The sequence below is a fragment of the Acetobacterium sp. UBA5834 genome (genome assembly GCF_002435675.1).
GTDB classification, from domain to species: Bacteria; Bacillota; Clostridia; order Eubacteriales; family Eubacteriaceae; genus Acetobacterium; species Acetobacterium wieringae.
On the sequence record NZ_DJGY01000017.1, the window covers coordinates 1 to 25,445 of the forward strand.

Below are 25,445 nucleotides of genomic sequence, written 5' to 3' on the forward strand. Positions count from 1 at the left end.
CTTGACAAGCGTGTACATTATAATTGGCTTTTTATGCTTTTGGCCATTCTTTCTTAAGCACTTTTTCGACAAAAGTCCGGGCCAGCTGTTCGTCAAATTGCTGACCGGCGCATTTTTTAATTTCGATGATCGCCTCTTCATCAGTCAAGGCCCGGCAATAAGGCCGCTCGGTGGTCATTGTGCAGTAGGCATCGGCAATGGCAATGATCCGACCCTGTAAGGTTATTTCATTGGCTTTCAGACCTTTGGGATAGCCCTTACCATCCCAGCGCTCATGGTGCTCCAGCACAAATTTGGCAATTTCAGCTAATTCAGTGACGGAACGGAGAATGTGGTAGCCGATTTCAGGGTGGCGCTTGATTTCAGCCCATTCGGCATCGCTGAGTTTTTCAGACTTGTTTAAAATGGCAGCGTCGATGGCAATTTCGCCAATATCATGACGCAATCCAGCCAGGCCGAGCTGATTGAGCGCTTCTGTTTCCAAGCCAAGTTCCCGGCCAATGGCCTGGCAGTAATCACAGACTAATTGGGAATGAATCACTTCCTGGTGGTTGCGTTCGTAAATGGAGTTGACAATTAATTCAATCGTGGCTTTTTTAATACTGGGACTGATGGTCAGCTTATGCTGATACATAGCATCTTCGGCTCGCTTAAAAACATCGGTCAGGTCGTCATGCGGATCGGTTTTAATGGCAAAGCCCATCGAAACAGAGAGGATGATGTTGTCAATTCGCACCTTGCTGATCGCAGCATTAAGTCGCTTGATTATATTTTCGACGCTGGTGCGGTCAGTTTTTGAAAAGAGGATCACAAACTCATCGCCGCCCACCCGTGAGGCAATTTCATCGTGGCGGCATTCACTTTTTAAGATCTGGGCAAATTCTTTTAAAATCTTGTCCCCCATTTGGTGGCCATAGGCATCATTAATCAGCTTGAGCCCGTTGACATCTGCCATAATCAGGGCAATTGGCAGGTTTCGCAGGGTATCCAGACGGAGGAGCTCTTCTTCATAAAAACGACGATTGTAGAGTCCGGTTAACTGATCATGATAGCTTAAATAAAGCACTTTTTCTTCGGCTTTTTTGCGTTTGTCAATATTGCGGCTGACTCCCACCAACTCAATATCACCACTGGCATGGTAGCGGTATTTGGTGGAAACCTCAACCCAGATCAGGCGGCCATCTTTGCAGGGCTGCTGGATTTCAATCAGGTAGGTATTGGGAGCTTTGGGGTTGGCAATAAAGGTTTGGACATTTTTTTTGAGGTTTGCCCGAACCCGCTGTAGGGAATCGGCCGTCATCGAGTCGGCCAGATTTTCGGCCATCGCTTCTTCGGGCGTGAGACCCCGCAACTGAAAAATTGAGGGGCTCATGTAGGTAAATGTGTTATGGGTAAGATTGAAAAGCCAAATAACATCAGAGGCAAATTCAGTCAGGAAACGGTATTTTTCTTCGCTTTTAATCAGGGCCAGTTCAGCTTTCTTCCGTTCAGTGATATCGTTAATAATGCTGATGATGTGAGGGGTGTTGTTCATGATGATAATTTTAGCAGAAACGGAACAGATGCGGATATCATTATTTTTTGTGCGAAAATTCAATTCATAGTCATCGACAGACTGATTGTCGGTGATGGCTTTGAGCAGCTTTTCACGATCGGCGGGCTGTTCGTAAAGATTCAGCTCCAATAAACTTTTGTTTTCAACTTCTTCCCGGGTGAAGCCAGTAAAATTTAAAAAGCCAAGATTGAAATTGACAATTTTGCCGTTGGGCAGACTGGTGATCAGGCTGGCATCAGGACTGAGGTTAAAGATTTGCTCAAACTGTTCCATGGCATTGCGAATATCGGCACTCATCCGTTCATTGTTCATGACAATAAAAGTGAAGGTCACAATGATGTTGACAATAAAGGCTCCGGAAAAAGAAAGAATTTGAAAAATCGTTGGCGTCAGGGCATTACTTATCGGAGCGGAAAACAAAGCAAAAATGGCTCTAAAACCGGAAAAAACACTCATGACAGCATACATCATAAAGAGCAGCGGAATTTGGCGGGGGAAGGGGGGCTTTCGGATATTAAAAAGGGTGGTGGCAATCAGCAGAGCAATCGTAGCAAAGGATAAATAGACAAAAAAGATGCGCAGCGAAATGCTGTTAAATACAAACTCGAAATAGATAAGCAGGACCAGACAAAATCCGAAAACAATGGATGGAAGCCATTTATTTTCCGGCAGATCTAAATAATTCACCAAGCCCAGATACTGAAAAATCAGTGCCAGTAGGAGCAAAGCGTTTCCAATCACAACCGTGACCAGGCCGTTATCGCTACTGCCCTGAAGCATCACAAAAAGAAACCCTAGGGCAAAAAAGGAGCAGCTGGCTCCAAAGTGATCAACGCCGGGATATTTGGACGACAAAAAAAAGATAAAGATTGCCTGAAAGACGCTGGAAATTACTAAAATCAGGGCAATGGTAGCCAGATCGATATTCATAGTTGCCTCTCATCGGATGAAGACGGATAACGTGTAACAACAGATGCCCGCATTTTAAAAAAGGATTATTTATGATTATTATATCCCGATTTGATAAAAAGAAACAGCGATCGTTAAAAAATACTAATATGAAAATGATTTTCAAATTGCTTTGACAGCGGTGGGATTTTGATGTAATATGAAAATGATTTTCAAATTCATTTTAAGCGGGGGAAAAAATGGGAAAACCGTCTTACTACAAAACAAAGCAACAGGATACAATCCTGAAGTATTTGATTTCCAAAAAAAATCAGCACATTACTGTCACTATGATTGCCGAATTTTTAGAAAAGCAGGGCACACCGGTGGGCGTAACAACCATTTATCGACATCTTGACAAGTTGGTGGAACAGGGCGAACTGCAAAAATATATCATCGATGGAGTAACCAGTGCCTGTTTTCAGTATATCGGCGATGAAGCCCATTGCCATGAGCATTTTCATCTGAAGTGCGAAAATTGCGGAACCCTGATTCATCTGGAATGTGGCTACATGAATGATCTCTACACCCATGTGTTGAAACACCACGCCTTTGATATTAATTCATTCAAAACAGTTTTTTATGGTTTATGTAAAGGCTGTTCAGATAAAAAAAACCATACGGAGGCATTATGATGCGAAAAAAGATTGTTGTTTTTATGGTTCTACTGGTTTTGGCAGTGGGTGTAACCGGCTGTGCCCAGAATACAGCGGCAAAAAACGCCGAGAGTGCAGGAAAGATCAGCATTGTCACGACTATTTTTCCCGTCTATGATTTTGCCAGAGCGATTGCCGGGGGTCAGGCTGAGTTGACGATGCTGGTAAAACCAGCTGCTGAAGTTCATTCCTATGATCCTTCACCGGCAGATATAATAAAAATTCAGGAAGCGGATGTATTTATCTACATTGGCGGCGAGAATGATGCCTGGGTCAGCACCATTCTGGAATCCATGGATACCAGCAATAAGAAAATTATTCGGCTGATGGATGCGGTTAAACCGGTTGAAGAGGAAACGGTGGAAGGGATGGAGGCTGAAGAAGAGGAAGTGGTCGCCAAAACGACTCAAAATAAAACCGAACCGGCTGAGGAAGAAATTGAGTATGACGAACATATCTGGACCTCGCCTAAAAATGCCATCTTAATGGTCAATGAAATCGCTGTGGCATTGGCTGAAATTGATCCCCAAAATGCTGCTGTCTATACCCAGAATGCCGCTGACTATACGGCTCAGATTCAGGCCGTGGATGATGAAATTGCCGGGATTGTGGCAGCCGCTCCCAATAAGCTGCTGGTCTTTGGTGATCGCTTTCCGTTTCGGTACTTTGTTGACGAATTCGGGCTTGACTATAAAGCCGCATTTCCGGGCTGTAGCACCGATACCGAGGCCAGTGCGGGCACTTTGGCTTATCTGATGAACACCATCAAAGAGAATAATATTAAGTATGTTTATTATATCGAACTCAGCAATCAAAATATTGCCAAAGCCATCAGCGAACAAACCGGAGCCGGGCTACTGCAACTTCATTCGGTTCATAATGTGACAAAGGACGATTTTGATGCTGGCGCAACCTATGTTTCAATTATGCAGCAAAATGTCGAAAACCTGCGAAAGGGGTTGGCCAACCAATGAAACTAATTTCCTGTGAAGGGGTCACCATCGGATATGATGGACAACGGGCCGTGAACAAGGTCAGCTTTGATCTGGAGCAGGGTGACTATCTTTGTATTGTGGGCGAAAACGGTTCAGGAAAAAGTACCCTGGTCAAAGGTCTGTTGGGACTGATTAAACCTCAGGAGGGCAGCATCACCTTTAACGGCATTGCGCCAAATGAAATCGGCTATCTACCGCAACAGACAGTGATTCAGCGGGACTTTCCAGCCAGCGTTGGCGAGGTGGTGATCTCCGGCTGCCTTAATCGGCGCGGGCTGTTGCCGTTTTATTCCCGGGCAGAAAAAGATCGGGCCGCTGATAAGATGAAGCAGCTTAATATCACTGATATTCAAAAGAAATCCTATCGGGACTTGTCGGGCGGCCAGCAGCAGCGGGTGTTGCTGGCCCGGGCCCTCTGTGCTACCGAAAAACTGCTGTTGCTGGATGAGCCGGTTTCCGGTCTGGATCCGGTGATGACCGCCGATTTGTATCAATTGGTAGCAAGGCTTAATCAAACCCAGGGGATTACGGTCTTGATGGTTTCACATGATCTGGAAAGTGCCATCAAATATGGCAACAAAATTCTGCACATGAAAACCGAAACGGCCTTCTTTGGTTCAACCGCCGATTACCTGAAAACAGAGATGTGTCAGCGGATGATGGGGGCTAAGATATGATTGAATTGCTGACTGAATTACTATCGTACACCTTTGTGGTCAGAGCCCTGATCGTTGGGGTTCTAGTCTCTCTGTGTGCCGCCCTGCTGGGTGTCAGTCTGGTCTTAAAACGCTATTCGATGATCGGAGATGGCTTGTCTCATGTCGGTTTTGGGGCCCTGGCCCTGGCGATGGCGTTAAACCTGTCGCCGCTGGAAGTGGCCATTCCGGTGGTGGCGGTGGCCGCCTTTGTGCTGTTACGGATCAGTGAAAACAGCCGGATCAAAGGCGATGCGGCGATTGCCCTGATTTCCAGCAGTTCGCTGGCCATTGGCGTGATTATCATCTCCTATACATCGGGAATGAACACCGATACCTGCAATTATATGTTTGGAAGTATCCTGGCGATGAGCAAAAGCGATGTTATTCTCAGTGTAGCGGTTTCGATTGTGGTGATCGTGTTGTATGTGTTGTTTTATAACAAAATTTTTGCCGTTACCTTCGATGAGAATTTTACCCGGGCGACCGGTACCAATGCCAGCCGCTACAACACCCTGATAGCTCTGTTAACGGCGATGACCATTGTGGTGGGGATGCGGATGATGGGAGCGCTGCTGATTTCCAGTCTGATAATTTTTCCGGCCCTGACGTCAATGCGCTTGTTTAAAACCTTTAAGCAGGTGGTAATCAGCTCGGCCATTTTATCGGTGATCTGTTTTGTGGCGGGAATTGTCCTGTCCTTTATTTTCTCTTTTCCCACCGGCGCCAGCGTGGTGGTCATTAATCTACTGATGTTTGCTATTTTTTCAGCCATTGGTCTGTTCAAGAAAAAACTTTAGGAGGTTCGGTGATTGAAAAAATATGGATGGCTATTGATGCTGATGATAGTTGCAAGCCTGTTGACCGGGTGCGCTACTGACAAGGCTACTGAAGTGGTTGAGATCAGTGAGCGGATGTTTATTACGCAATGCAACGATGTGTATATCAACACAGATGAATATATGAACAAGACCATTGTTCTGGAAGGGATGTACTACGAGTATACTGATCCGAAAACCAATCAGGTTCACACCTATGTCATTCGCAATGGTCCAGGGTGCTGCGCTAACGATGGGATAGTCGGTTTTGAGATTCTATTTGAAGGCGATAAACCGGTACCAAACGACTGGATTCGGGTGACGGGAAAAGTTGAGAAACTGGATAACAATGAACTTGAAACCATTGTTCTGCGGTTGGATCAGATTGAGATAAAAGCAGAGCGGGGGCAGGAAACCGTTTTGAATTAAGCTTATCTGAGGATTAGAAAATTAATTAGAAGTGGGTAAAATTTTTATGGTAAAATAAGGTAAACAACACTAAAACTCAGAAGCGGAGGTTTGGTCATTTATGAAGAAAAATACTGCAGTGGTGTATGCAATCTTGGCAGCGCTGCTGTTTGGGATGAATGCGCCCTTTTCCAAGCTGCTGCTCAATGAAATTGATCCTTTGTTTCTGGCAGCGCTTTTATATCTAGGGGCTGGGCTGGGAATGACCGTGTTGACTCTGCTAAATAAAACCCGACGGACGGCAACTGCAGAAGCCAGACTTACCAAAAAAGAAATGCCTTCAGTGGTGCTGATGATTTTACTGGATATCGCAGCGCCGATTTTTCTATTACTGGGAATCAATCTGACCAATTCCAGCACCGCTGCTTTGCTAGGCAATTTTGAGATTGTCGCAACCTCAGTGATAGCCATGATTTTCTTTAAAGAAGCCATTGGTAAACGGATGTGGATGGCCATTGGCTTTATTTCACTGGCCAGTATCATCCTGACGATTAGTGATGCGATGACGATTAACTTATCGATTGGGGCTGTTTTTGTAATTCTTGCGTGTATCTGTTGGGGTTTCGAGAATAACTGCACCCGGAATTTATCAATCAAAGATCCGGTTCAGGTGGTTGTCCTTAAAGGCTTTGGATCAGGGCTGGGTGCGCTGTTGATTGCCGCAATCTGGGGCGACCTGTCAGGTTCACTGATTGATATCATTCTGGCCATGGCCTTAGGCTTTGTCGCTTATGGTTTGAGTATTTTTTTCTATGTCAAAGCCCAGCGGGGACTGGGAGCATCCAGAACCAGTGCCTACTATGCGGCGGCTCCGTTTATGGGGGTTCTGATATCCTGGCTGGTACTTAAGGAACCGATCACGGTTTCGTTTTTAATGGCCCTGGCCATCATGCTTCTGGGAACCTGGCTGGCTTTGTCAGAAGATCACGAACATGCCCACACTCATCTTGAAGAGACCCATGATCACAGCCATAACCATGATGATGAACACCATCTTCATGCCGATCATCCGCCGGTTAAGGGTGAGCATTGTCATGAGCATACCCACAATAATACGGTTCACAGTCATTGCCATCTGCCGGATGTGCATCATCGGCATTTGCATTAAAGTTACCGGATAAATGTTATTAAATTGCACAAAAAACTTAGCCGTTCTGCTACTAGCAGCCATGGCTAAGTTTTTTTTATTTGCGGGAGATATAAATAACCAATTAGACAACCCGAAAATAAGGTTTAATCTCAAAAGGGATTAATTGTAAAATGTGTTTGCTTTCAGCAATGATTTCATCAATGCGGTTTTCCTCAATGTGCATTAGCACAAAATGAAGGCTGGTCAGGTAATCCAGGCATTCTTCCAGGGAGCAGTTAAACTCACCGTTGGCATAAGCTAATTTAACCGCTAAGGAGGAAGCCATGGCCGATCGGGCAATCATTGATATTTCATCGGGACAGCGTTTTAGTTTCAAGCCATAGTGGCGGTCGTGGATTTTATAAAGATGAACAGCACTTCGGGAAAAGGTATCGTCATGCTTTTCATCGGCGTGCTCCTTAACAAAGCGCATGACATTAGGGTCACATAGGTGTAGCCGATCATATAAGCGAATTTCCACTGCGGTACTCACCTGTAAATCGGTTTCTCTTTCTCGAAAATATTCCAAATAAAGTTTTAATGCCACATTGTTTTTATGCTCAATCAGAAATTTCTCAGTCACTTCCCGGGCTAAATTCGATTTTGATTTAAAATAATAAGTAATTAAGGGTTTGGTAATTTTGCAGATATCTGCAATTTGATCCAGATAGGTTGCCGTATAGCCTTGCTCATAGAAAAGTTTGGTGGCAGTCTGGAGGATGTTTTCTTTTTGATTTTTCATCGGCGTCTCTCTTTTCTTGATGCGTTTATTGTAGCCTTTAATCATGGGGAGATCAAGGCAAAACTAAGAAGTGAAGAAAAAAACTTTACCGGTAAAATAATGATTGACAATTCGTAAAAATAAGACTATACTGCAATTACTTTACCGGTTAAATTCAAACGGATCAAAAAAGAAATGGTGCAAAATAAAGCAGACAGTGAGCGTGCAGAGGGTAAGCATCATAATAGGGTTGTAAACGTTGATCACCCGGGAAATTTTAAGAACGTGTGAAATCGGTTTCGGATTACGAAAAACCAGCACGTTAAAGAAGGAGTAAAAAATGATTATTATTGGCGAAAAAATTAACGGCGCCATTCCCTCAACCGGGAAGGCAATTGCGGAAAAAGATGCTGAGTTCATCCGGAATCTGGCCATCAAGCAGGCGGAAGCCGGAGCTGATTTTATCGATGTCTGTGCTTCGGTGGATGATGACATCGAACTGGAAACGATGAAATGGTTAATCGACATCGTGCAGGATGCTGTGGATACACCGATTGCGGTGGACAGCCCCAATGTCTATACTTGCATTGAATCGATGAAATACTGCAATAAGCCAGGACTGTTCAACTCAGTATCATTAGAAGGTGACAAAGTCGATGTGGCCTTTAAGGTGTTGGCCGATACCAAGTGGGAATGCGTTGCGCTTTTAAACAGTGACAAGGGTATCCCGAAAACCGCCAAGGATCGGCTGGAAGTGTTCACCGACTTAATGGCAAAATGTAAGGAATATAACATTGACCCTTCTCGCATGCATATTGATCCCTTGATTGAAATGCTGTGTACTTCGGAAGATGGTATTACCATGGTTACTGAAGTCATCCGGGAAATTAAAAAGCAATATCCAACCATTCATGTCACCGGCGCTGTCAGCAATATTTCCTTCAATTTACCAGCCCGTCGGATTGCCAATCAGGCCTTTGCTGTTCTGGCTATGAGTGCTGGCATGGACAGCTTTATTCTCGATCCCCTGAACAAGGACATGATGGGAATGCTCTTTGCCACTGAAGCGATGATGGGCGAAGATGAATATTGCATGGAATATATTGGTGCCTTCCGGGAAGGTATTTTCGTAAAATAAAAACAGCCGTTGACTTGCTCCGGTTTACGCCAAACAATTTCGTAAACCGATAGCAAAGCAATAAGCGGTTATTTAGATAAGTTAACAAAAAATCCGGCACTCACACAGGTTCCGGGTGGTTTAAATAAAAGTAAATAAATTAAATCAAAAATCAAAGGAGAAATTGAAGATGTCAAAAATTGAAGATGTAAAAGTATTGGTCGAAACTGGTAAATCAAAAAAAGTTGCTGCAGCCGTTCAGGAAGCCCTGGATGCTGGTGATAAAGCACAGGATATTCTGGATGCGATGATCGCTTCCATGGGTGTAGTTGGCGATAAATTCTCATCCGGCGAAATCTTTGTTCCGGAAATGTTAATTGCTGCCAAAGCGATGTCTAAAGGTGTAGAAGTATTAAAACCAGTCATGGCCGGCGATGGATCCAGCTCACTGGGGACCTGCATTATGGGAACCGTTGCTGGAGACCTTCACGATATCGGCAAAAACCTGGTTGTGATGATGTTGGAAAGTGCCGGATTTGATATGGTTGATCTGGGCGTTGATGTGCCAGCAGATAAGTTTGTTGAAGCCGTAAAAGAAAATAACAACGTGGTTCTGGTTGCTTGTTCCGGTTTGTTAACAACGACCATGCCTGCTTTAAAAGAGGCAGTCCAAACCATTAAAGCAGCTTATCCGGACATGAAGGTTATCGTTGGTGGTGCGCCAGTTACTCAGGAATACGCGGATGAAATCGGTGCTGATGGTTATGCTCCAGATGCTGGCAGCTCCGCAGCTAAAGCCAAAGAACTAATTGGCGCTTAATTAAAACACACATTTATTTAGGATTTGCTGAATATAGCATATAAAGGAGAAATAATGTTAACAATCAGAGAAAATTTACTGGAAACAATGAAGGGTGGCAACCCGGATCGTTTTGTCAAGCAATACGAATTCATTGATCTGATCATGGAAGTACCACTGGGTCTGGAATTTAACTATGGTCAGACATGGAAGGATCATTGGGGGATTACCTGGCAATGGCCAGAAGGACAATTGGGAATGTTCCCAGTTCACCATGATGGCCTAGCAGTCATTCAGGATATTACCGAATGGAAAAGTGTGGTTAAAAAACCAGCAATTGCCACCTCCGACGAAGCCTGGGCGCCAGCCATTGCCCATGCCAATGCCGTTGACCGTAAAGAAAAATTTGCCACAGCATTCTTTGCACCAGGAATTTTTGAAATGACCCATCATTTAATGGGTATGGAAAATGCCCTGATGGCGCTTTACGAAGAGCCTGAAGCGATGCAGGAACTGATTGACTATCTGACTGAATATGAACTGGAATTTGCTGCCGTCATGATGGAAAAATTAAAGCCAGAAGCAATCCTCCATCATGATGACTGGGGTAGCCAGATTTCATCATTCATCTCACCAGAAATGTTTGAAGAATTCTTTGTACCATCGTACAAAAAAATCTATCAGTTCTATAAAGACAATGGGGTGGAACTGATTATCCACCACAGTGACTCTTACGCAGCTAATTTAGTGCCTTATATGATCGAAGTGGGTATTGATATCTGGCAGGGGGTCATGAACACCAATAATATTCCTGAACTGATTGAAAAATACGGCGAAAAGATCACCTTTATGGGCGGTCTTCATAGCGGTACCGTTGATTATCCCGGCTGGGAAAAAGAAGTGGTTAAAAAACAGGTGGAAGAAACCTGTAAAGCCAACGGCCATAAATATTTCATTCCCTGCCAGACATCCGGTCTGCCAATTGAAAACTTTGAAGGCGTGATTGCTTACATCGATGAATGCATCGATGAAATGAGCAAGGAAGAGTTTTAAATAAGCGTATAAAAACCCCTGGATCGTATTTAGATTGGCGATCCAGGGGTTAATTTTTTCACTCAATGTTGGCTTGGCAAAACCAACAGGCTTGCCACCATCGCTTGGGACTGTGATCGAGAAAAGTCTACGGCACTTTCTCAGTAGACAACTTTTCTTCACTTATATGATAGCATGGAACCCCAAAAACTACAAGACTGTTCTAAATAGCCCAATTATGGTAAACTACCAATCGAAGCTGCTGCATGAGCATTGCCGATTCATGAAAAAGGGGTATTGAGATGAACGAAAAACAAAATGATTGGTCTATTGAAGAAGAAAAACTGGAGGAAACCATGGCAGAGGCCAGACTTCAGTTGGATGATGCGATCAATGCGAATGATAAAAACCGGGAAATGATTCAGGCGGCAAAAAAAGAAATACGTGAAAACACCTCCCATAGTATTGGTAATCTCTGGGGCTCTGATGGCTTTGAAGCACTGGTTGAGCTAAGTCAGGCGATGAATCCGGTGACCGAACGAACGGCCATTTATGAATTTACTGAAGTCAAGATTAAAAAACTCCAAAATATTCTGGAATCACCCTATTTTGCCCGCATTGACTTTTGCTTCAGTGAGGGGGATCATACCGAGCAAATCTATATTGGCCACCATTCGCTTAAAAAAGAAAATGTCTATAAACTGCTTATTCATGATTGGCGGTCACCGGTTGCCAGCGTTTTTTACCGTTTTGCGCCGGGGAATGCCTATTATGATGCACCGGTTGGCCGGATTGAGGGCAAACTGCTGTTAAAACGACAATTTGAAATAAAGGATGGCCAACTGGAGTACTTTTTTGATGCGGATCTGCAGGTTTTTGATGATTTTCTCCGAAAACTGTTATCGCACAATACCTCGCCCAAAATGAAAACCATTGTGGAATCGATCCAGCGGGATCAGGATCTGGTTATTCGGGATATGGAAAATGACCTGTTGATTGTTCAAGGCGTGGCGGGCAGTGGTAAAACGTCGATTGCCCTGCATCGGGCGGCCTATCTGATGTATCAGGGATTGTCAGACCGGCTGGAGGGTCGGGAAATTTTGATCATTTCGCCGCATAAACTCTTTGAGCAGTACATCGCGAATGTGATTCCCGAGCTGGGTGAAGAAAATGTTCGAACGGTTATCTTTGACCAAATTCTCAAAGATCTGATCGACAGAAAATTTGAAACCAAAAATATCTTTCTGGAACGGGTCTTATCAAATGGTTCGCAGAGTGGGTTAAAAAAAGACAGCATGGCCTTTAAAGGCTCAGCCGATTTTATCACAATTCTTGATCGCTTTATCGCCGAAATCCCCGAGCGTTTTATGAACATCCGGGATATAAGCTATAAAGGTGAAACGATTTTTACCCGAACTGAAATAATCAGCCGCCTGCAAATCAATCCGGATACGCCCTTAAAAATCAAACTGGGTTATCTGGAAGAAGCCATTAATGAAAAAGTCTATCAAAAATGGCGCCGTCCCCTTAAAAGTTCGCTGCGCTGTGAAATGATGCGCTTTACCGAAATTGACACATTTTATCTGTATCAACAGCTTTATGAAAGCGAGCGCAACTTTTTTAAACTGGCTACCGGGATTAAGCTGCCGGACGGCATCAATAAAATTCTGGCGGGAACCAAACGCAATCTGGCTCATAAAAACCTGAACTATGATGATGCCTTAGCCTTGGGTTACTTAAGCTTACGGTTATTTGGGGCCAAAGAATACAGCACCATCAAACAGGTGATCATCGATGAAGGCCAGGATTATTATCCCCTTCATTATGAAATTATTAACCGCTTGTTTTTAAAATCCAAGCTCACTATTTTGGGAGATATCAACCAGACTCTGCAAAAAAGTGAAGATCTCAGCTTTTATCAGCAGATCACAAAGCGTTTAAACCGCAAGAAAAATGCCCTGGTGACAATGAACAAAAGTTATCGCTGTACCAGCGAAATTTTGCGTTTCAGCAAGAAATTTATTGATGATGAGATTCCGGTGGAGAGTTTTAACCGTAGTGGCGCAGAACCGGTGTTGCTGGGGGTGCCCAATTTTGTGGAGCTGGTTGACCGGCTTACGGAAGCGATCGATCAGTGCAAACAAGAAGGCTACCAATCAATCGGGCTGATTTTAAAAACCCAGAAAAACACCACCGTGCTTTTTGATGCCTTATCAAAAAAAATGCAAGTCAATCTGATTCGCCATGAAACGGTGGCGGAGATTGAGGAGGTCTCGATCATGCCGGTGTATCTGTCCAAAGGGCTGGAGTTTGATGCGGTGTTTATTTGTGATGTCAACCAGGCCAATTATCAGAGTGAGGCAGACCAGCGGCTGCTTTATATCAGCTGTACCCGGGCCCTGCATCGGTTGTATCTGCTGTGGGAAGGTCAACCGAGCCCCCTGCTTAAAGATCGATAAGCAAAAGAAGACTAAAGCGGTAGATGTGCGGTCATTTTGAGTTGAGCTCGAATAATTTGATAATGTTTTAGCATAAATAAAACGGCTGCTGGCGAGTTGATGAGCTCGACAGCAGCCGTTTTTTTGCTGCTAATATACCTAATCTTAAATCAGTTAATATTTACAAAAAAAATACGGTGAATACGTTTTAAAAGGTAGTTTGATCCCCACACAATTTGTTAATATGCAGATATAAATGAAATCGATAAACATTCATGAGGCCTGTGCCAGGAGTTTACAGCGTCATCATCTCGATTCAAGACAAGAATCAAACGAATGAAATCTAACTAAATGGAGGAAACAAATGGGCGATAGCTACCAGGAAAAAATTAATCGGATCAGAACAACGGTGAATCATCAGGAACCAGACAAGGTGCCAATTTTATCAATGATTGGAACCTACGCAGTACATTACGCCGGAGGAAGCATTCAGGAAATGGCGGATCATCCTGAAAAAGAAATTGAGTACTACAGCAGTATTCACAAAGATCTTTATTCAGATATCATTTTTACAGCCGGCAATGTTTTTGATGCCAAAAGTGCGAAATGCATTGGCAGTGAAAGTCATTTTATTTCGGAAGATGGGGTAACCATTCAGCACAAAGAGATCAGCCCTATGGAGGCGGATGAATATCCGGAATTGATTGCCGATCCGGAAGGCTATATTTTTAACAAAATGCTGCCCAGAAAAGCGAAAAAACTGGCCGGAACAACTGAAGAGAAATATGCCGCCATTAAATCGCTGGTCGATCACTGGAAGGTAAAAGGAATGGTTCAGGGTCAATTGACTGAAAAACTCAAAACCGAATTTCAAATGCCGATTATGGTCGGTGGTTTTGCTTATCCCCCACTTGATTATATCTTTGATTATCTACGGGGGTTTAAAGGACTTTCGTTGGATATGCGCCGTAAGCCCAACGAAGTGGTTGCAGCATGTGAAAGGCTTTGCCGTAGTGGCCGAAGAAGTGCGCACTCTGGCGGCCCGCAGTGCCGAAGCGGCGAAACAGACAACGGGGCTGATTGAAGGCTCCATCACCAACGTCCGGGAAGGCACAAAAATTGCCGACGATACCGCCAGAGCCCTCAATGAGATTGTGGACGGCATTGAAAAAGTCACGGCGATCACTGGCAATATTGCCCATGCCACCAATGAACAGGCCACCGGGATCGCCCAGATCAATACGGGCATCGATCAGGTCGCCCAGGTTGTTTCGCAGAACTCCGCCACCGCCGAGGAAAGTGCGGCAGCTAGTGAGGAATTGTCCGGTCAGGCCGAGCTGCTGAAACAGAGCATTGGGCTGTTTGAGTTGCGAAATCAGTAAGATGATGTGCGGAAAGCTTGCGAAAAAATACCTGTGGGCAGATTGGAAAAAATCATATGTGTCCCAAATGAGCCTTTAGGCTTGCTCATGGTAAACGGTAGCGGTTGCGGTTGCCATATTTTTGGCTTTTTAAGAGCCCCAGAGCGCTGAATTTCAGAACAAAACTGCGGATGGTCGCATAGGCGGCCTTCCGGAAATCTTTTTCCAGCTGTTTGGTTGAAAATTCATCTTGTCCATAGGCAGTCAGCACAAAGCGAAACAGATCGTTTTCCTTTTCCGTGATGCGGCCTTCCGACAATAATTTTTCATAGGTTTCCAGATACCGCCCTTGCACTGGTTCATTAGAGGACAGGTGGGCATAAACATTCTCAATAAAATAGTCAAAAAACGGTGTGATATCGAGTAGTCCACTGATTTTGGCATTCGCCTCGACCAGAGAAAAAGCCCGATAATACTTATTTTTACTGGCTTCAATATGGTTCGAAAAGGGAGTAAACATTGTCGCAGCATACCCGCAGCTAACGAGATACCACAACTGCATCAGTCTGGCCATTCGGCCGTTTCCATCGAAATAAGGGTGTAAATAGGCCAGATAAAAATGGATGACAATGGCTTTGAGCAGATCATTCATGGGATCGCTGTTAATAAATTTGACCAGTTCTGTCATGTATTTCGGCAGCTGCTCGGCAGAAAGGCCTTGATGTTCGATCTTATCGCCAACCAGATAGACAGCGTCATGACGATAGTAAGAGTCGGGCAGCAGTTTATCTTCATCTTCCAGATAATTGCCGATCGCCATCTGATAAAGCTGGTGAATGGACGCTTCGGTAATCCGATTGGTCGGATCGCTGATAAAATCCATGCCTCTCTTCATTCCAAAGAGTTGGCTGTCGGTTTTATTCTGGGGGGCATAGCCGTTTAAAATATGACGGATGCTTTCCCGGGAAGTTTGAATATTTTCTATCATTAGGGATGACTGAATTTCATCGATCATCGCCTGATAACTGTAAGGCTCACCTTCCGGCCGTTTCGCTAGCAGAGTTTTGGGCGTATTGAGACTGATCTGGGTGTGGCTTTCAAGATAGACCAGCGGATTTTGGTTAAAATCCGGAAGGGGAATTTTTTTATAAAAAAACGTCTTTACGATCGAAATAAATTCGGCAACCTGTTCTGGGGAATATTTGTGCTGCATTTTTTTTAAATCGGTCATGCTGCGATCCGTAAGCATTGTAGTAAAAATGGTTGCGTCCATCGGTTAGCCACCTTTCATTGATACAAATTAGTATCAATTAGTATCAATTAGTATCAGTATATGAGATCAGCACAATTTCGTCAAGGTGTTAAGATTAAAAATTTTTCTGGTTATTATTAATTACGATTGTTCATTCTGTTTTATCTTCTCATTTACTTTTTATGGCTTTCACGTCGGTAATCTCATTGCAATATATAACTGATGGGATAGAAAGTACCAAAAATATAATTAGGATAGAGCCAGCATGAAAATGCGAAAAATTGATTGGATAGCCGGAGGCATGGGTATACAAAAATAAAGACCGATTTTTCCCGAGAAAAATTGTCGAATATAATTAAAAAGAGGGTGATTGACGATGCAGCAGACTGATTACGAATCGATGGGAGCGGTTCCAGAAAAACCCATTGAGAGCTTATCCGTTGCGGATGTGTACGTTGCACTAAAAACAAGTGGGCAAGGCTTGAGCTCTGACGAAGCGGCCGCACGACTGGCCCATTATGGTGAGAACAGCATTCAAAAAAAGAAGGGCAAGCCGCTGATCTGGAAATTTCTGGCCAATTTTACGCACCTGATGGCCATTCTTTTATGGATTGGCGGCGTGGTTGCTCTGGTTGCCCAGTTGCCCCAATTGGCCATTGCGATTTGGCTGGTCAATCTGATTAATGGACTGTTCAGCTTCTGGCAGGAGTTTCAGGCAGAAAAAGCGGTGGAAGCGCTGGGTCAACTGTTGCCGACCTATGCCCGGGTAATCCGGGACGGCAAAGAAGTCAAAATTCTGGCGGAGGAGCTGGTTCCCGGGGATCTGATTATTCTGGCTGAGGGTGACCGGATTTCAGCCGACAGTCGTCTGGTGGAGGATAATGACTTTAGAGCCGATCAATCGATTCTGACCGGGGAATCGCATCCGGCCCACAAAACCAGGGATGTTGGACATCGTACCGATCTGGGGCGTGCGGAGCAGCCCAATCTAATTTTTGCCGGAACCAATGCCGCTTCAGGGGTTTGTAAGGCAGTGGTTTTTGCCACTGGAATGACTACCGAGTTCGGAAAAATTGCCGATTTGACCCAGAACATGGTTGAGGTACCCAGTCCGCTACAGATTGAAATGGGACGGATTACCCGACTGGTTTCAGCCATGGCGATCAGTATGGGGGTCATCTTTTTTGTGCTGGCAGTGTTGTTGGCCCATGTCAATGTGACCGAAAGCTTTATTTTTGCCATGGGGATGATTGTCGCCTTTATCCCCGAGGGACTGCTGCCAACCGTGACCTTATCCCTGGCCATGGGCGTCAAACGGATGGCCAAACGCAACGCCCTGATCAAGCGCCTATCGGCTGTTGAAACGCTGGGCTGCACCACAGTGATCTGCACCGATAAAACCGGAACTCTAACCCAGAATGAAATGACGGTCAGCGACTGCTGGATGGTCAATCAGCAGATTAAGGTAACCGGGGTTGGCTATGCCCCGGAAGGTGAAATGCTCTCAGGCGATGTTCCGATTTCGCTGGCCGAAAACAGCGACATGCGCACCTTATTGGTAGCGGCCAGTTTTTGTAATAATTCCCGCTTATTACCGCCATCCCCGGAAATCAATCATTGGAATATTCTGGGGGATCCCACCGAGGCGGCACTGGTGGTGGCCGCCCGGAAGGGGAAAATTGATCTGGATCAGGAACTGAAATTTAGCCCTCGGCTCCGGGAGCTACCCTTTGAATCCCAGCGCAAGCGGATGACGACGATCCACAAGGTTGCTGGAGATCGTTCAGGTCTGGAAAAGATGGCCTATATCAAGGGGGCACCCAAAGAAGTGCTGGATTTGTGCAGCCACTATCTTAACGATGGCGAAGCGGTGGCAATGGATGGGGAGATCCGCAAAAAAATCATGGTAGCCAATGACGACTATGCCCGCAAAGGACTCCGGGTCTTGGCGGTGGCAATGCGAAGGTTAACCATGGACATGGGTTTGCCGGAGCGCCTTAGTGATTATACTCCGGAGCTGATTGAAAATAATATGACTTTTTTAGGCCTGACTGTGATGGCTGATCCACCTCGGGTGGAAGTGGCAGCAGCAGTAAAAAAATGTCATCAGGCCGGGATAAAAATTATTATGATTACCGGGGATTATGGCTTGACGGCCGAAAGCATTGCCCGGCGGATTGGCATTATTCATGGCGCACAGCCCCGGATTGTCACCGGTGTTGAGTTGGATGAAATCAATGACGCCGATCTTAAAAAGGCCTTGTCCGAGGAAATTATTTTTGCCCGGGTGGCCCCAGAACAAAAACTGCGGGTTGTTTCCGCCCTTCAGGAAATGGGCAATGTGGTGGCAGTCACTGGGGATGGGGTCAATGATTCGCCAGCCCTTAAAAAAGCCGACATTGGTATTGCCATGGGGATATCCGGAACCGATGTGGCAAAGGAAGCCGCCGATATGATTCTCACCGACGACAATTTCGCCTCGATTGTCAATGCGGTGGAAGAAGGTCGGGGGGTCTATAATAATATCCGCAAATTTGCGACCTATATTTTAAACAGTAATGTACCGGAGGCGGTACCGTTTATTGTATTTTTATTCGCTAAAGGTCAGATCCCACTGCCACTGACGGTGATGCAGATTCTGGCGGTGGATCTGGGCACGGATATGATTCCGGCGATTGCTCTGGGGGTTGAACTCCCCGAGGAAGGCGTCATGCAGCGGCCACCTCGCTCCCGAAAAGAACATTTGCTCAATCGCCCCCTGTTGATCCGTGCGTTTTTATTCTATGGGATTATGGAAGGTGCCATTGCGATGTCAGCCTTTTTCTTTCTGTATTGGCAAAATGGCTGGCCGGGGGTACCAATGGCAGATTCAGGGGAGATTTACCGGATGGCCACCACCATGACCTTGGGAGCCATTGTGGTAACGCAAATCGGGATTGTCTTTAATTGCCGAACCGAACGGGCTTCGGTCTTTAAGGTGGGGCTGTTCAGTAACCATATGATTTTAATTGGGATTGTTTGTGAACTGACGGTCTTTTCGATTCTGGTCTATACCCCATTTTTGCATGCGATCTTTAATACCGCTCCAATCGGTCTGATTGAGTGGGCATATTTGTTTATGTGGGTACCGATAGTGATTCTGATTGATGAACTTCGCAAAGCATTCCTGAGATATTGGGATCGGCGCCGGTTACAGAAAAAAACAGAAGTTATGAAAGGGGAGAGCTAAATGAAAATCATTATCGTCGGCTGCGGCCGAATCGGTTCCGGTTTAGCCATGAAGTTAAGTCAAGGTGACAATGAGATCATTGTGATCGATCAGGAGCCGCTGACGTTTAAACATCTGAGCACCGGATTCAAAGGAAAAACTATCGCTGGCGTGGGGTTTGATCGGGAGGTGCTGCTTACCGCCGGGATAAAGCGGACGGACTCGCTGGCTGCTGTCACTTCCAACGACGAGGCCAATGCGCTCACCGCCCGAATCGCCAGTCAGATTTTTGGGGTTCCGCGAGTGGTTTCAGCGCTTCATGAACCCCGGAAAGCCGAAATTTATCGGCGTTTGGGACTGCAGGTCTTCGATCCGATGTCCTGGGGCGTCAATCGGGTGGCGGATCTGCTGAGCTTCGCCCCGGTTAATGTGGCGATGAGCATCGGCAATGGAGATGTGGATATAATGGAAATCGAGATCCCGGCCTTGTTGGTCGGACGTCGGGTTGGTGAGCTGACAATTCCTGGCGAAGTCAGCGTGGTTTCAATCAGTCGCGGCAATCGCTCGATTATTCCGGTGATTAGTACGGTGTTTGAAGACCGGGATCTGGTCCATCTGGCAGTGGCTACGGCATCCGGCGAACGGCTAAAATCGCTGTTGGGATTAGGATAGAAAAGAGGAGCCGATCATGAACGTAATAATCGTAGGTGGTGGAAAGGTGGGGGCTTATCTGACTTCACTGTTGCAAGGCGGCGGTCATCAGGTTAAGCTGATCGAAATCAGAACCCATCAATTGGAACGGCTGGCATGTGATCTGCCCAAAGAAGTGCTGATATCAGGAAGTGGCACCGACCCCGAGGTGCTGGAAGCCGCTGGAATCCGTTCGGCGGATGTGCTGGCAGTGGTAACCGGTGCCGATGAGATCAATCTGGTGGCGGCCACTATTGCCCGACTGGAATATCAGGTGCCAAGGATTCTGGCCCGGATCAAAAATCCCAAAAATGCCTGGCTGTTCACTCCGGAAATGGGCGTGGATGTGGCGTTGAACCAGGCTGAGTTGATGGCGACGCTGGTGGCTGAAGAAATGTCAGTGGGGGATATGATGACCTTACTTAAACTCAACCAGGGACAGTTTTCGTTGGTTGAAGAAAAGGTTCATCCGTCATCCCGGGCAGTGGGAAAGATGGTTAGGGAGCTTGGTTTGCCCACCGAATCGGTGTTGGTGGCCATTATCAGAAACGGTCAGTTGCTGATTCCTCATGGGGATACCCGGCTATTGCCTGCTGATGAGGTGTTGGCAATCATTCATGCGGCGGATCTTCAGGATCTGGCCAAAATTTTAGGACCAGACCACTAAAACGGTGACGTCCTTTTGGTAGCACATTGAGGTTGGGTGATTTATTCGGGTGTTGTATCAGGTTTTTTTGATTTATTTTGATCATTGGGGGTACAAACATACAAAAACCGATTGGTTAATGATAAATTTTGAGAGGGAAGTATGAAAAAGGATGAAATCGCAATTGTCGATGATGAACCCATCAATTTAATGATCTTAAAAAAACTACTGAGTCCCTCTTTTTTGATTCGGGCTTATAAATCTGGAGCGGAGTTGCTTGATTCGGTTAAAAAGGGAATTCAGCCAGATTTAATTCTGATGGATATCATTATGCCAGGAATGGACGGCTACGAGACCCTTTCGGAATTACGCAAAGACCCAGATAATCAGGGAATTCCGGTCATTTATATTACTGCCCTGGATAGTCTGATTGACGAAGAAAAGGGGTTTTATTTGGGTGCGGTTGATTACATCACCAAGCCCTTTCGTCCGGGGATTGTGTTAGCCAGAGTCAATGCGCATCTGGAACTCAAACATGCCAGAGATCGGCTTAAAAACCAGAATGAATGGCTGGAGGCCGAGGTTAAGCGACGGATGGTGGAAAATCAGCTGATCCAGGATACGACCTTGAATGTCTTTGCGGAATTGGTTGAAACCCGGGACAATGATACAGCCAATCATGTTATGCGAACCCAGAATTACGTTAGGATTATCGCTGAGCGTTTGCAGAAGCATAAGCGGTTTGAAAATCACTTAAATGCAGAAGTCATCGAACGGATTGTTAAGGCAGCACCCCTCCACGATATTGGCAAGATCGGGATTCCTGACGCCATTTTATTAAAGCCGGGGAAGCTTAACAATGAGGAATATGAGGTGATGAAAAATCACTGTAAAATCGGCGGCAATGCCATTCGACTGGCAATCAATAAAACCCTGTCGGGTAACCAGGCAGAAAACAAAATGGGTGAAGTAACCGCCTTATCCTTTTTGGAAGAGGCTGAAAAAATTATGAATTATCATCATGAACGATGGGATGGCAAAGGTTATCCGGAAGAATTGTATGGTGATGAAATCCCGCTGTCTGCCCGGATTATGGCTTTGGCTGATGTTTTTGATGCCCTTACCACGGTACGGCCATACAAAAAAGCCTGGCGTGTGGATGCGGTGGTTGACTATATTCTGGAACAGAAAGGGTTGCAGTTTGATCCGGATGTGGTAGAAGCTTTTGAAGCCGAAGTTGAGTCTTTTATACAGGTTATGAGCCAGGGACAGCCGAGAGAATAATAGAAGTACGGCGGAACCAGAAGGGGGGAGTCAGATGGCAGATCAAGCAAATACCGGGTTGGATCAACGAGAGAAAATTATTGATCAATTGTATCTCCATACGGAACTGATTAGGGAAATCAGCCAGATGGAGTCAGGGATCAATGGCGATATTGAAGGTTTTTCAGAAGAAATAACGGAACTTTTGGGCAATCGACTGGAAGCGGATCGGGTGTCAATCTGGCAATATAATAATGAAATGACAATGATGGAATGTCTCGATCTTTATGTAAAAAAAGAGCAAACCCACAGCAAAAAAATGACCATGAATCGAGCCGATCAACCCCTGACCTTTGAGTATCTGATTAAAAACAGATACATGATTATTGATAACAAGTCGGTTGAACCCCAGGAGAAGGATTATTGGCAGGCGTATATGAAACCCTTGGGGGGAACGACACTACTGGTTTGCAGTATTTTATGTAATGGAAAGGCGATTGGCTCCATTGGATTTATGTATGTCAATCGAAAACACGAGTGGGGAAGTGATGAAATCACATTCGGCTGTCATATCGCCGATCAAATCGGAACGGCCTTTTTAAACCGGGAGCGAATGGCGATAACCCAAGCATTGCGGAAAAATGAAGCGTTTTTAAATCGGGCTCAGCAGGTTTCAAAAACAGGTCATTGGCATTTTGATATTGAAACAAATTGTCTGACCTGGTCTGATGAAACCTATCGAATTTTTGGTGTCGAAATAGGAACACCACAAACGTTCGAATCATATATGGGGTTTGTTTATCCGGATGATCGCAAAAATATTATTGAGAACTGGACGAAAAAATCGGTGGAGGGTCAACCATTTACTGTGCTTCATCGGATTGTTGCTGGTGATCAAATTCGTTGGGTGGAAGAACGATCGGAATTTGAGCATGATCAGCAGGGAAATCCGGTTGCCAGTTGGGGTACCGTTGCAGATGTGACTGAAAAGATGAACTACCTAAAAGAACTTGAGAATTACCAAAAGCATCTTGAGGAAATGGTTATTTCCAGAACCACTGATTTGGAAAAAGCAAAGCTCGATGCAGAAGCCGCTAACCAGGCCAAAAGCGCATTCTTGTCCAATATGAGCCATGAAATTCGAACCCCCATGAATGCGATCATTGGTCTTTCCCATCTGATCCGACGGGATCCACTGACCATGCGCCAGGAGGAACAGCTTGATAAGCTGACAGAAGCGGCGAATCACTTGCTTCATATCATAAATGATGTGCTGGATCTTTCGAAAATAGAAGCCGGAAAGATGCAGCTGGACGCCCATGATTTTGAACCCACCCGGGAAATTGACCGGGTTTGTAATCTTTTAGCGGATGAAGCGGCAAAAAAAAATCTGAATATACTGGTGGATGTGGATCATATTCCGACGGTTTTACAAGGCGATTCAGTTCGTTTTGGCCAAATACTACTTAATTTAATGAGCAATGCCGTGAAGTTTACCGAAAAAGGAAGCATCAAAATTGTGGCTCGAATCATTAATCAGGATCACAAACAAATTCGCTTGCGCTTTGAGGTTTGTGATACCGGAATCGGGATGTCAAAAAATCAGATCAATAAACTTTTTCAGGATTTTGTCCAGGCAGATGAATCGATGACCCGTCTCTATGGGGGAACTGGCCTGGGACTGGCAATCAGTTCCCGGTTGGTGAACTTTTTAGGTGGTGACATTGGGGTTCATAGTGAACTGGGGTTGGGAAGCCGGTTTTGGTTTGAGTTGCCATTTGAAAAATCAACGGCACTTCCTAAAAATAGAATCAATATCGCGTCTTCAGAAACAATGCGGGTTCTGGTAATTGATGATATGCAGGAGGCCCGGGAGTTGGTGATTAGTATGCTTGCTGATTTTGGAATTCAGTGTGATGCGGTTAATTCGGGAAATGAAGGGCTGGCAGCGGTGAAGAAAGCTGACCAGATGACGGTGCCCTATCGTCTGGTATTGATGGATTTGAAAATGCCGGAGATGGATGGGATTGACACGGCGCTGATGCTGCAATCACTGGAACTGAAGACCCGCCCAGAGGTCTATCTGATCACCGGATATGGCAACCAGATTTCTGCTGAAGAAGCTCGGCGGGCCGGAATCAGCCGGATTCTTGTCAAACCAATGACACCCTCAACGCTCAATGACGCATTAATGGAATTGCTGGATGACAATCTGGATGCTCAAATACCTTCATCCCTCAATGATCTGGAGACGCGTTTAAAGCACTATCAACCCGCACATATCCTGATTGTTGAAGACAACCAGATTAATCAGGAAATTGTCAGGCAGCTTTTTGAGCCCTTTAACTTCAAAATCGAACTGGCTGAAAATGGCCAGGAGGCAATTGATCGGATTACTCAGAAAAAGTTTGATTTAATCCTGATGGATGTTCAGATGCCGGTTATGGATGGTTTGTCGGCAACAACAAAGATCAGAAGTTTGCCGGGTTGGGAAGCGATTCCCATTTTGGCGATGACCGCCAATGCCTTTGAAGAAGACCGGAAAAAATGCATCAAAGCAGGGATGAATGATCACCTGGTCAAACCAGTGGAACCGGAGATTTTATACAAGAGTCTGATCAAGTGGTTACCAGTTCGAAGCGTTCAATCGGAGCATAAAGATAAACCCCGAAGTCATACGGAAAAAGACCTGGTCAGGCAAGCAATTGTGTCGCCGGATATACAAAATCAGTTAAAAATTCTGCGGCAGGTAGATGGATTGAATGTGGAAACCGGATTGCGAATTCTTGGCGGTGATGCCTCCGTTTATTTGCGACTGATCCAACAGTTTGCGCAGAAGTGTCAGGCCGATACCGATTATATTGTAAGTCAGAATGCCGCCGAAAACTACCCGAGTATTTTGCAGACGGTTCACTCAATCAAGGGGGTGGCCGGAAATCTGGGCGCCATCAAAATTCAGGAGCTGGCCGCTGATCTGGAGCAGGCAGTCCGGATTGGATCAGGAAAAGCGCAGTTCGAAAAACAAATTGATAACTTTGTTAATGCGTTAAGCAGTTTTGTCGAGGCTCTGCCAAAAGCAGGTTATGCGCCTGAAAGGATTAAAGAAGGTGTTGATAATAGGGATCAGGTCGATGGGATTCTGAGCCAGTTGGCGGTTTTGCTTGAAAATAACGATACAGAGGCCTATGACTTATTTGAAGAACACAAAGACCAACTGATTCTTACTCTGGGAAATGCTGGCTTTGAACTGGAACGACAGATTCATGAATTTGATTATCGGGAAGCCCTGGAAACATTGCGATCGTCTTCGGCAGTACTTCAGGAATTTTTTAAAAGCCTTTAAAGTGACTAAGGATTATGTTGGAAACCGGTTAAATTTACAAATATTTCTTGATTTTCATAACCTTTTATAGTACAATTCGAAACGAATGATAGAAATAGATTGATGTCTATTTAGTGCGTTCATAAGCAGGATTTATGGATGCAGCAAAGAATTCTTTTGACCATTTCTTGATCGGTTTAACCCGGGAAAAGAAATTGAATGCCATACGGACAGCTAGGTCAAATGCCGATTGGCAACTTTCGTTGCCTTATTGATTGAGCAGCAGCTCAAATTTTATAAGTTGGTTACTTAAAACCGTGTGCAGTTTTGCA

19 protein-coding genes and 1 pseudogene are annotated in these 25,445 nt (G+C 45.1%); 17 read left to right on the forward strand and 3 right to left on the reverse strand.

All coding sequences use genetic code 11. The features are described from left to right. Positions 1–31: 31 nt before the first annotated feature. Positions 32–2,485, reverse strand: coding sequence for an HD domain-containing phosphohydrolase (locus B3F51_RS03555; protein WP_286945513.1), 2,454 nt, complete (start codon positions 2,483–2,485; stop codon positions 32–34). A gap of 218 nt (positions 2,486–2,703) precedes the next feature. Between B3F51_RS03555 and B3F51_RS03560 the strand changes: the two genes are divergently transcribed. The 6 genes from B3F51_RS03560 (at position 2,704) to B3F51_RS03585 (ending at position 7,243) form a co-directional block, all read left to right on the forward strand. Continuing rightward, positions 2,704–3,138 carry a Fur family transcriptional regulator gene (locus B3F51_RS03560; RefSeq protein ID WP_070370907.1) on the forward strand — a complete coding sequence of 145 codons (435 nt, stop codon included), beginning with the start codon at positions 2,704–2,706 and terminating at the stop codon, positions 3,136–3,138. Beyond that, positions 3,135–4,133, forward strand: coding sequence for a metal ABC transporter substrate-binding protein (locus B3F51_RS03565; RefSeq protein WP_286945515.1), 999 nt, complete (start codon positions 3,135–3,137; stop codon positions 4,131–4,133). Before B3F51_RS03560 ends, B3F51_RS03565 begins: the two co-directional genes overlap by 4 nt. After that, positions 4,130–4,831, forward strand: coding sequence for a metal ABC transporter ATP-binding protein (locus B3F51_RS03570; protein WP_070370909.1), 702 nt, complete (start codon positions 4,130–4,132; stop codon positions 4,829–4,831). The genes B3F51_RS03565 and B3F51_RS03570 overlap by 4 nt, the downstream gene beginning before the upstream one ends. After that, complete coding sequence (locus B3F51_RS03575; RefSeq protein WP_286945516.1) at positions 4,828–5,649, forward strand: metal ABC transporter permease; 822 nt, start codon at positions 4,828–4,830, stop codon at positions 5,647–5,649. The genes B3F51_RS03570 and B3F51_RS03575 overlap by 4 nt, the downstream gene beginning before the upstream one ends. A 12-nt stretch (positions 5,650–5,661) precedes the next feature. Then, the gene (locus B3F51_RS03580) at positions 5,662–6,096 is read left to right on the forward strand and encodes a hypothetical protein (RefSeq protein WP_286945517.1); all 435 of its coding nucleotides are present in this window, start codon (positions 5,662–5,664) and stop codon (positions 6,094–6,096) included. 100 nt (positions 6,097–6,196) lie between these two features. Next, on the forward strand, positions 6,197–7,243 hold the full coding sequence (locus B3F51_RS03585) for a DMT family transporter (protein WP_228880391.1): 1,047 nt from the start codon (positions 6,197–6,199) through the stop codon (positions 7,241–7,243). Positions 7,244–7,346: 103 nt separating this feature from the next. On the opposite strand, the gene B3F51_RS03590 is transcribed toward B3F51_RS03585, so the two are convergent. Continuing rightward, positions 7,347–8,006: a TetR/AcrR family transcriptional regulator gene (locus B3F51_RS03590; protein WP_070370913.1), complete on the reverse strand. Its 660-nt coding sequence runs from the start codon at positions 8,004–8,006 to the stop codon at positions 7,347–7,349. Between the two features lie 319 nt (positions 8,007–8,325). On the opposite strand from B3F51_RS03590, the gene B3F51_RS03595 reads away from it, so the two are divergent. The 6 genes and pseudogenes from B3F51_RS03595 to B3F51_RS03620 all read left to right on the forward strand — a co-directional run. Further along, positions 8,326–9,123, forward strand: coding sequence for a methyltetrahydrofolate cobalamin methyltransferase (locus B3F51_RS03595; RefSeq protein ID WP_070370914.1), 798 nt, complete (start codon positions 8,326–8,328; stop codon positions 9,121–9,123). Between the two features lie 169 nt (positions 9,124–9,292). After that, positions 9,293–9,922 (forward strand): corrinoid protein, encoded by a 630-nt coding sequence (locus B3F51_RS03600; RefSeq protein WP_148638161.1) that lies wholly within the window; start codon positions 9,293–9,295, stop codon positions 9,920–9,922. Between the two features lie 54 nt (positions 9,923–9,976). Beyond that, entirely contained in the window at positions 9,977–10,954 is a 978-nt protein-coding gene (locus tag B3F51_RS03605) for a uroporphyrinogen decarboxylase family protein (protein WP_070370916.1), read from the forward strand. A 281-nt stretch (positions 10,955–11,235) separates the two neighbouring features. Next, positions 11,236–13,392 carry a HelD family protein gene (locus B3F51_RS03610; RefSeq protein ID WP_286945519.1) on the forward strand — a complete coding sequence of 719 codons (2,157 nt, stop codon included), beginning with the start codon at positions 11,236–11,238 and terminating at the stop codon, positions 13,390–13,392. Between the two features lie 343 nt (positions 13,393–13,735). Beyond that, the gene (locus B3F51_RS03615; RefSeq protein ID WP_286945521.1) at positions 13,736–14,455 is read left to right on the forward strand and encodes a hypothetical protein; all 720 of its coding nucleotides are present in this window, start codon (positions 13,736–13,738) and stop codon (positions 14,453–14,455) included. Beyond that, positions 14,361–14,753: pseudogene (locus tag B3F51_RS03620) on the forward strand (methyl-accepting chemotaxis protein); the annotation flags it as partial. The gene B3F51_RS03615 and the pseudogene B3F51_RS03620, both read left to right, overlap by 95 nt. Before the next feature lie 85 nt (positions 14,754–14,838). On the opposite strand, the gene B3F51_RS03625 reads toward B3F51_RS03620, so the two are convergent. Then, positions 14,839–16,005, reverse strand: coding sequence for a Fic family protein (locus tag B3F51_RS03625; RefSeq protein ID WP_286945522.1), 1,167 nt, complete (start codon positions 16,003–16,005; stop codon positions 14,839–14,841). Positions 16,006–16,360: 355 nt separating this feature from the next. Here B3F51_RS03625 and B3F51_RS03630 point away from each other — a divergent pair, with 355 nt between their 5' ends. The 5 genes from B3F51_RS03630 to B3F51_RS03650 all read left to right on the forward strand — a co-directional run bounded on the left by B3F51_RS03630 (position 16,361) and on the right by B3F51_RS03650 (position 25,134). Continuing rightward, a complete protein-coding gene (locus tag B3F51_RS03630; RefSeq protein WP_286945524.1) occupies positions 16,361–19,213 on the forward strand; it encodes a cation-translocating P-type ATPase in 2,853 nt (950 codons plus the stop codon). Then, positions 19,214–19,864 (forward strand): potassium channel family protein, encoded by a 651-nt coding sequence (locus B3F51_RS03635; protein ID WP_070370922.1) that lies wholly within the window; start codon positions 19,214–19,216, stop codon positions 19,862–19,864. It abuts the gene before it with no gap. Between the two features lie 16 nt (positions 19,865–19,880). Then, positions 19,881–20,549: a potassium channel family protein gene (locus B3F51_RS03640; RefSeq protein WP_070370923.1), complete on the forward strand. Its 669-nt coding sequence runs from the start codon at positions 19,881–19,883 to the stop codon at positions 20,547–20,549. A 141-nt stretch (positions 20,550–20,690) separates the two neighbouring features. After that, a complete protein-coding gene (locus B3F51_RS03645; RefSeq protein ID WP_148638157.1) occupies positions 20,691–21,812 on the forward strand; it encodes an HD-GYP domain-containing protein in 1,122 nt (373 codons plus the stop codon). A gap of 34 nt (positions 21,813–21,846) precedes the next feature. Then, a complete protein-coding gene (locus B3F51_RS03650; protein ID WP_286945527.1) occupies positions 21,847–25,134 on the forward strand; it encodes a response regulator in 3,288 nt (1,095 codons plus the stop codon). Positions 25,135–25,445 lie beyond the last annotated feature (311 nt).